General features: G+C 70.6%; 4 protein-coding genes and 1 riboswitch. Of the genes, 1 reads left to right on the forward strand and 3 read right to left on the reverse strand.

Annotation, left to right across the window (positions count from 1 at the left end; all coding sequences use genetic code 11):
- Window positions 1–31 precede the first annotated feature (31 nt).
- The gene (locus AADR41_RS40345; RefSeq protein ID WP_342287290.1) at window positions 32–1174 is read right to left on the reverse strand and encodes a C40 family peptidase; all 1143 of its coding nucleotides are present in this window, start codon (window positions 1172–1174) and stop codon (window positions 32–34) included.
- A gap of 7 nt (window positions 1175–1181) precedes the next feature.
- A riboswitch (cyclic di-AMP (ydaO/yuaA leader) is annotated at window positions 1182–1346 on the reverse strand.
- A 246-nt stretch (window positions 1347–1592) separates the two neighbouring features.
- Between AADR41_RS40345 and pcrA the strand changes: the two genes are divergently transcribed.
- Window positions 1593–4067 (forward strand): DNA helicase PcrA, encoded by a 2475-nt coding sequence (pcrA, locus tag AADR41_RS40350; RefSeq protein ID WP_342287291.1) that lies wholly within the window; start codon window positions 1593–1595, stop codon window positions 4065–4067.
- Window positions 4068–4276: 209 nt separating this feature from the next.
- On the opposite strand, the gene AADR41_RS40355 is transcribed toward pcrA, so the two are convergent.
- Window positions 4277–5806 carry a M23 family metallopeptidase gene (locus AADR41_RS40355; RefSeq protein ID WP_342287292.1) on the reverse strand — a complete coding sequence of 510 codons (1530 nt, stop codon included), beginning with the start codon at window positions 5804–5806 and terminating at the stop codon, window positions 4277–4279.
- 449 nt (window positions 5807–6255) lie between these two features.
- On the reverse strand, window positions 6256–6932 hold a 677-nt coding region (locus tag AADR41_RS40360; RefSeq protein WP_342287293.1), incomplete at its 5' end, for an esterase/lipase family protein.

Here is a 6932-nt window from a genome sequence, read left to right on the forward strand (position 1 = left end):
GCACCCGGGCGGCGCGACGCGTCGAGACCCGCTACACCGGGCGCACGCTGCCGTAGATCGGCATGTAGTAGATCGACTCCTCGCGCACGTTCGCCCCGGGCTTCGGCGCGTGGATCATCATCCCGTCGCCCTTGTAGATGCCGACGTGGCTGATGTCGTCGTAGAAGAAGACGAGGTCCCCCGGCCGCAGATCGGCCGTGGCCACCCGGGTGCCGATCTTGACCTGGTCCCACGTGGTGCGCGGGATGTCGACCCCCGCCGCCTTCCACGCGGCCTGGGTGAGCCCGGAGCAGTCGTACGACGCCGGGCCCGTCGCGCCCCAGACGTACGGCTTGCCGATCTGGGCCCTGGCGAAGTCGAGGACCTTCGCCGCCTTGGTGGTGGAGCCGCTGTCCGAGCCGGACCCGGTGCCCGTACCGCTGCCGCCCCCCGACTCCTTCGCGGCCTCCTCGGCCTTGCGGTCCGCCTCGGCCTTCGCGGCGGCCTGCTGCTTCGCCAGCTCCCGCGCCTTGCGCTCGGCCTCCGCCTCCTTCTTGCGCTCGATCTCCGCGAGCCGTGCCTTCTCCTCGGCGGTCAGCTTCGACAGCAGCGTGCGCGCCTCACCCAGCTTCTTCTGGACGTCCTGCTTGCTGGTGCGCAGCGTGGCCTGCGTCGTCGTCAGCGTCTCCAGGCTGCGCACCGCCTCGGAACGCTTCTTCGCCGCCTTGGCCTGCTGCGTGCGGAAGTCCGTGATCGCGCTCTGCTGCCGGCTGGTCATCCGGTCCATCAGCTGGCTCTGGTCGAAGTACGACTGCGGGTCGTCGGCCAGGAAGAACGTGGCGTTCGGCGTTATGGAGCCGCTGCGGTACTGCGCGGCCGCGTAGTTGCCGAGTGTCCTGCGGGCGTCGTTGAGCTTGTCGGCGCGCTCGGCGACGTCGTCCAGCAGGGCGTCGACCTTGGCGCGCTGGGCGGTGGAGGCCTCCTTCGCCCGGTTGTACTGCTGGGTCGCGGTGCCCGCCTGCCGGTAGAGGTCGTCGACCTTCTTCTGTACGTCCTCGATGCCGGGCTTCGGATCGGGCGCGGCCACCGCGCTCTGCGTGGAGAGCAGGGTCACGGACGCCAGGGCCGCCGTGGTGAGACCGACGGCCGGTGCGGTGGTGCGCACCCGGGTGCGCGGCTTGCGATGGGATGCCAAGGCCGGCATCTCCTTCCGTGGACCGCCTACCGGGTTAGCTGTCGGGTTCGGGCGGAACGGAAGGCTGCCCTACGGTCCGAGTGGGGGATAAGGACCGATTCACCCCGGTACTGCGTCTGGGTCCCCGGTTCCGAACTTCCGCGGGGGCAGCCGGATTCGGCGGGGGCGCCCGCTCGGCGTGGTTCGCCTCAAGGGGGTACGGGCCGCCCGGTCGAGCACGCTAGCCAACCCATGGTGCTGCTGTGAAGGTTGATGTTCGATATGCCCGATACATTTTCGTGACCTTGCCGGCGTGGGGTGCCGGCGGCCGGATTTCCTCACGGGGAGTGGGTGTCCGCTCTCTTTGTGTGCCGTCGGCCGTGTGCGGTTGGTCATGCGGCCTCCGGGTGTCGGTGCGGCGGCCTAGACTCGGCAAGCGATGAGCAGCCTCTTTGACGACAGCTTCCTGGCCGGCCTCCAGCACTCGGAGGAAGAGCCCCCGCCGCCCCCCGAGGACTCCGCACCCGAAGCGGTGCCGGAGGACCTCTTCGCGGGCGTGTTCGACGGGCCCCCGCCGCCCAGGGACGCCTACTACCGCGACGGCGCGCACCGCCCCGTCATCGACTCGGCGGCGCTCCTCGACGGGCTGAACACCGAGCAGCGCGCCGCCGTCGTCCACGCGGGCTCCCCGCTGCTCATCGTCGCCGGGGCCGGCTCGGGCAAGACCCGGGTGCTGACCCACCGGATCGCCCACCTCCTCGCGGAGCGCGGGGTGCACCCCGGCCAGATCCTGGCGATCACCTTCACCAACAAGGCCGCGGGCGAGATGAAGGAGCGCGTCGAGCAGCTCGTCGGCCCGCGCGCCAACGCCATGTGGGTCATGACCTTCCACAGCGCGTGCGTACGCATCCTGCGCCGCGAGTCGAAGCGGCTCGGCTTCACCTCGTCGTTCTCGATCTACGACGCCGCCGACTCCAAGCGGCTGATGGCCCTGGTCTGCCGCGATCTCGACCTGGACCCGAAGCGCTTCCCGCCGAAGTCGTTCACCGCCAAGGTCTCCAACCTGAAGAACGAGCTGATCGACGAGGAGACCTTCGCCGGCCAGGCCGCGGACGGCTTCGAGAAGACCCTCGCCCAGGCCTACGCGATGTACCAGTCCCGGCTGCGCGAGGCCAACGCGCTGGACTTCGACGACATCATCATGACGACGGTCCACCTGCTCCAGGCGTTCCCGGACGTCGCCGAGCACTACCGCCGCCGCTTCCGGCACGTCCTGGTCGACGAGTACCAGGACACCAACCACGCCCAGTACACCCTGGTGCGCGAGCTGGTCGGACCGGCGGGCGAGGGCGACGCCCCGGCCGAGCTGTGCGTCGTGGGTGACGCGGACCAGTCGATCTACGCCTTCCGCGGCGCGACCATCCGCAACATCCTCCAGTTCGAGGAGGACTACCCCGACGCGACCACGATCCTGCTGGAGCAGAACTACCGCTCCACGCAGACGATCCTGTCCGCCGCCAACGCGGTCATCGAGCGCAACGAGAGCCGCCGCCCCAAGAACCTCTGGACCAACGCGGGCACCGGCGCCCGGATCACCGGCTATGTCGCCGACACCGAGCACGACGAGGCGCAGTTCGTCGCCGACGAGATCGACCGGCTCACCGACACGGGCGACGCCAAGGCCGGTGACGTCGCGATCTTCTACCGTACGAACGCCCAGTCCCGCGTCTTCGAGGAGATCTTCATCCGTGTCGGCCTGCCCTACAAGGTCGTCGGCGGCGTGCGCTTCTACGAGCGCAAGGAGGTCCGGGACATCCTGGCCTACCTGCGCGTCCTCGCCAATCCCGAGGACACCGTCCCGCTGCGCCGCATCCTCAACGTGCCCAAGCGCGGTATCGGCGACCGCGCCGAGGCGATGATCGACGCGCTGTCCATGCGCGAGAAGATCACCTTCCCGCAGGCGCTGCGCCGGGTCGACGAGGCGTACGGCATGGCGGCCCGGTCGGCCAACGCCGTCAAGCGGTTCAACACGCTGATGGAGGAGCTGCGCACGATCGTCGAGTCGGGCGCGGGCCCCGCGGTGGTCCTGGAGGCCGTCCTGGAGCGCACCGGCTACCTCGCCGAACTCCAGGCGTCCACCGACCCGCAGGACGAGACCCGGATCGAGAACCTTCAGGAACTGGCCGCCGTGGCCCTCGAATTCGAGCAGGAGCAGGGCTCGGCCGGCGAGGACGGCGCGGACGCGGCCGCCGGCACCGGCGCGGGGACGGGCACGCTCGCGGAGTTCCTGGAGAAGGTCGCGCTCGTCGCCGACTCCGACCAGATCCCCGACGAGGACGAGGACGGCTCCGGCGTCATCACACTGATGACACTGCACACCGCGAAGGGCCTCGAATTCCCGGTCGTCTTCCTGACCGGCATGGAGGACGGCGTCTTCCCGCACATGCGGGCGCTGGGACAGGTGAAGGAGCTGGAGGAGGAGCGGCGGCTCGCCTACGTCGGCATCACCCGGGCCCGCGAGCGGCTCTACCTGACCCGGGCAGCGATGCGCAGCGCGTGGGGGCAGCCCTCTTACAACCCGCCGTCGCGGTTCCTGGAGGAGATCCCGGACCAGCACCTGGAGTGGAAGCGGAAGGGACCGATGGCGGCACCGGCCGGACCGACGTCGGGGATCACCTCGTCGCTGTCCGCCTCGCGTGCGCGCTCCGGGCCCTCGGGCTTCGCGACCCGACGGACCTCGGACAAGCCGACGATCACGCTGGTCGTGGGGGACCGGGTCACGCACGACCAGTTCGGGCTCGGCACGGTCACGGCGGTCGAGGGCGTCGGCGACCAGGCGAAGGCCACGGTCGACTTCGGGGACGAGCGCCCGAAGAAGCTGCTGCTGAGGTACGCGCCGGTCGAGAAGCTGTAGCCGGGACGGGGAAGACGGGCGGAGGCCGCGGCCCCGCCCGTCTACCGTTCAGGCCGTTTCCCGTTTCAGACCGTTTCCCGTTTCAGGCTGTCTCCCGTTTCAGGCCGTCCCAAGCCGGGCCGTCCCAAGCCGGGCCGTCCCAAGCCGGGCCGTCCCAAGCCGGGCCGTCCCAAGCCGGGCCGTCCCGGGTCGGATCGGTCGGGCTCGGGTCAGGTCGGGTTGACGCCGTGGCTGCGGAGCCAGGGCAGCGGGTTCACTGCCGCTCCGCCCCCGGGTCGTACCTCGAAGTGCAGGTGCGGACCGGTCGAGTTCCCGGTGTCCCCGGAGTACGCGATGACGTCACCGGCCTTGACCGGGCCCGAGCGGATCTTGGTACCGCTGAGGTGGCAGTACCAGGTCTCGGTCCCGTCGGCCATGGTGACGATGGCCATGTTCCCGTAGGCGCTGTTCAGCTGGGTGCGCACGGTGCCGTCCGTCGCGGCCATCACGGGCGTGCCCTCGAAGACCGGGAAGTCGATGCCCGTGTGCACGGACATCCAGTTGACGCCCGCCTGGCCGAAGTACGCGCTGAGGCCGTGCTGCTTGACCGGCATGACGAACTTGGGGCGCAGGGCCTCCTTGCGGGCGGCCTCTTCCAGGCGCTTCTTCTTCTCGGCGGCCTGCCGCTCGCGCAGGTCGATCCGCTCCTGGGTGCGGCTGGCGCGGTCGGCGAAGTTCTCCGCGTCGGCGCTGAGGTTGGCGAGCTGGGTGTCCAGCTTGTTGTTGGCCACCCCCGCCTTGACGGAGCCGGGGTCGGACGCCGCCATCGTGGTCTTGCCGTCGTCCTTCTTGTCCTCGCCGCCCAGCCCGCCGACGGAGGCCGCCGCGATGCCGGCCACGCTCATCACGCAGGCGGAGGGAATCGCGACGGTCAGGAGCGCGGAACGCTTCGCGGGGGAACGCCGCCGACTGCGGCCGGCGCCGCCGCCGCGGGTGGCGGAGCGGCCGAGAGGACGGTGCGGGCCGGGTGCGGCGTCCGCGATGTCCATGGCATCGGCGGAGACTGCGGCGGTGGCGTCGTGCGCGTCGTCCGCTGTGTCGTCCGCGCTGTTGGCGAGGTAGGGCTCGTAGGGGTCGTACGAGGTGGCCGGGTCGGCGTAGGACTCTTGTGTTTCGGGCGCCTGGTGCGCCTCGTGGACCTCGGGCACCGGCTGCGTCTCGTAGGACAGCTGTGCGGTTTCCGTGGTTTGCGCGATTTGCTGATCGTGCTCGGGCGTGGCGCCGGTGTTCCACGCGGTGGCGTCGTAAGCGCCGGAGTCGTAGACGGCCGATTCGCCGGTGGCCCACTGGCCGTTCGTGTGCCAGTCGCCGGTGTCCCACTGGCCCGTGGTGTCCGGGGCGCCGCCCTGCGCCGGGATGCCGGCGAACGTGGCGGTGGCGGTCGTGGCCGTTTCCGTGCCGTAGTCGGCGACGGGCGTCCAGGTGGCCGTGGTCTCGTACGTCTGCGCCGCCTCGTACTGCTGCTGGGGCTGCGCGGTGTACGGGGTGTAGGCGTCGTACGAGGTGGTCGGGTGTGCGCCGGTGTCCCACTGGGTGGAGTCGTACTGGCCGCTGTACCCGGACTGCCCGGCGCCGTAGCCGCTGCCGTACGCGCCGTCCTGACCGCCGGGGAGTGATCCGAAGAGCGGGTCGCTGTCGAAGCTGCCGGTCGCATCACTGTCGAATCCGGCGTACCCGGCGTGGGGGTGCTGGTCGTTCACCAACTTCTCTCTCGCCTCGGCAGCAGGACCTGTGCTCTGGGGTCCGGCGTGGGGATCCCAGGGGGAGCAGTGGCCGCGACTGTACCCGGCGGTACGTGACGCCGACAATCTTCGGCGGGCACGGGCGGCTCAGGAAACGGGCAATCGGCCGCCTTTCGACGGACTGCTCACACAGCCTTGGCCTTATGTTCGAAACCCGTTCTATTTGTGGGGTCTCCGGAGACCCCACCGGTCCGTTCGGCCCCACCGGCCTGTTCGGCCCCTCCGGTTTGCTTGGCCACTCCGGTCCGTTCGGCCTCACCAGTTCGCGTGGTCACTGCGGTCCGTTCGGCCTCACCGGTCCGGTTGGTCACTGCGGTCCGTTCGGCCTCACCGGTCCGGTTGGTCACTGCGGTCCGTTCGGCCTCTCCGGTTTGCTTTGCCCCGCCCGTCCGCTCGGCCCCGCTGATTCACGCGGCTCCTGCCGTTCCGCTCTCCTCGGCCGTCGGCTCGCGGGACTCCAGAGCCTGCCGGACGGCGGCGGCGACGGCCGGGTGCACCGGCAGCGCGAGATGGCCGATCCCGGTGACGCGTACGTTCTGCGCGTCGAGATCCGGATGGTCGATGCAGGCCGCCTCGGCCGGGACGATCACCCGGTCGAGCTCGCTCCAGAAGCTCACGAACCGGGTGCGGCAGCCCGGCGCGGGCCTGCGCAGTTCCTCGATCGGTGCGGATCCCGTACGCATCTGCCGCACGATGGGGTGAGCGCTCGCCAGCGGCGCGACGGCCGTGCCCCCGTGGGGCGTGCCGAGGGTGATCAGGGTGCGCACCCGCTGGTCACCGCCGAGGCGCTGCACGTAGTAGCGGGCGATCAGACCGCCCAGGCTGTGCCCGACGATGTCGACCTCGTGGTGTCCGGTGCGGGCGCAGATCTCCTCGACATGCCGACCCAGTAGCTCCGCCGCCGTCCGGATGTCGCAGGTCAGCGGTGAGTAGTTGAGCGATTCCAGATGGTGCCAGCCGTGCCGGGCGAGGGAGCGGCGCAGCAGGACGAAGACCGAACGGTTGTCGATGAAACCGTGCAGCAGGACGACCGGGGGGTGTTCGTCGCCCTCGGCGGGGGGGGGGGGGGGGGGGGGGGGGGGGG

The sequence above is a fragment of the Streptomyces sp. CLV115 genome, from assembly GCF_038448545.1.
GTDB classification, from domain to species: domain Bacteria; phylum Actinomycetota; class Actinomycetes; order Streptomycetales; family Streptomycetaceae; genus Streptomyces; species Streptomyces sanglieri.

Coding starts and splice junctions, on each gene's coding strand:
- pcrA (WP_342287291.1), top strand. CDS start 1,593: ATGAGCAGCCTCTTTGACGACAGCTTCCTGGCCGGCCTCCAGCACTCG.